The organism is Acidisphaera rubrifaciens HS-AP3 (assembly GCF_000964365.1).
Lineage (GTDB): Bacteria > Pseudomonadota > Alphaproteobacteria > Acetobacterales > Acetobacteraceae > Acidisphaera > Acidisphaera rubrifaciens.
Map to the genome: position 1 here is coordinate 1 of NZ_BANB01000121.1, position 1,589 is coordinate 1,589.

The window sequence follows — 1,589 nt, forward strand, 5'->3', positions numbered from 1 at the left end:
TCGCGAGGTTGTCGGGATTGCCCGGCTGATTGCCCGCCGTCGCCGCGTTGGCACGGTTCAGCGCGTCCAGCACCACCGGATCGGCCAGCGACGGATCGGGATCGCCGTCCCAGTACAGCGACAGATGCGGCGCCATGGCGGCCAGCAGCGCCGGCGTCATGCCGAAAATGTTGCCCATCTCCTCGATGTCGCGGATCGGCGTGCCGGGCGGCCCCCAGACGAGACCTGCCGCCCGGTACTGCGGCGCCTTCGCCCCGTTCGGCGAGGGGCGCCGGTTCGGGCTGCGCCAGTCCACGATCGCGGCCGCCAGCGAGACCGCACGCATCTTGCCCAGGCCGAGCGCCTGCAGCAGCCCCTGCAGCAGCGCCGGGTCCGCGAGGTTGGGATTGATGCGCCCCGACTGATCCTCCAGCCGCAGATCGACCACCGAGGCGCCGACGCGGATGCGCTGCACCCCGCTCAGCGGCCAGTGGAAGCGGCCGGCATCCAGCAGGTGAAACACCGCCTCGTACACCGCCCCGTCGGCCGCCGCCTCGGCCACCGCGTCGTTGCGCAGGTTGGCGGCCAGCCGCGCCTCGGTCCGCGCCGCGAGCGTCAGCTGCGTGCCGACCAGGGAAAACAGCGTCAGCGTCCACAGCACGATCAGCAGCGCGAAGCCGCGCTCGCCGCGCCGGGGGGGCGTCACGGCCCGATATACCGGTGGCGCAGCCGCGCCGTGGGATCGGCCGATCCGCTGGCCGGCAGGAATTGCAGGTCGGTCTGCACGCGCGCCGCGTTCGGCAGCCCCTCGCGCAGATCCTCGGTCAGCGCGCGGGCGTCGCGGGCGTCGTGGATGACATGCGGGGTCAGCAGCACCAGCAGCTCCGTCCGGGTGCGCTCGTTGTTCTGCGCGCCGGCGAGGAAGCCGATCAGCGGGATGTCCTTCAGCCACGGTATGCCGCGGTTCTCACGCGAATCGTTGTCGCTGATCAGGCCGGCAAGACCGATCGTCTGCCCGTCCTGCACCACCACGCGCGACTGCACCGCGCGCTCGCTGAAGGTGGGCGAATCGAGATTGCCGGAGGTCTGCGACGACACGCCGCTCACCTCCTGCGCGATGTCGAGGGTGACGAGGCCGTTGCTGTTCACCCGCGGCGTCACCTGCATGATCACGCCCGTCTCGCGGTAGTCGATCGTGCTGACCAGCGGTGCGCCGGTGGTCAGCGTGCTCTGCGCGCTGCCGGTCTGATAGGGCACGAGATTGCCCACCTGCAGCCGCGCCGGCTGGTCGTCGAGCACCATCAGCTGCGGCGAGGACAGCACGTTGACCTTCGTCACGTCCTGCAGCGCCTGCAGGGTGAAACCCTTGCCGCTGCGGCCGCCGATGTTGAAGCCGGGCACCAGCTGCGAGAACGTGTTGAACGCCGTGCCGTAGCTCAGCGCCGCGTTGATGCCCTGGTTGAAGAAGAACTGCGTGCCGAACTGCAGGTTGTCGTTGAGGTCGACCTCGGCGATCACCGCGTCGATACGCACCTGCAGCGGCAGGATGTCCACCTTGTTCAGCATCGACTCCATCGTCGCGACTTCCTGGATCGTGCCGTACAGCAGGA

General features: G+C 69.7%; 2 protein-coding genes. Both read right to left on the reverse strand.

Features of this window, described 5'->3' with window-relative positions; translation table 11 throughout:
* Positions 1-685 (reverse strand): type II secretion system minor pseudopilin (locus tag B8460_RS04695; protein ID WP_048860420.1); only part of this gene is annotated, 685 nt, incomplete at its 3' end.
* On the reverse strand, positions 682-1,589 hold a 908-nt coding region (locus B8460_RS04700), incomplete at its 5' end, for a type II secretion system protein GspD (RefSeq protein ID WP_048860421.1). The genes B8460_RS04695 and B8460_RS04700, both read right to left, overlap by 4 nt.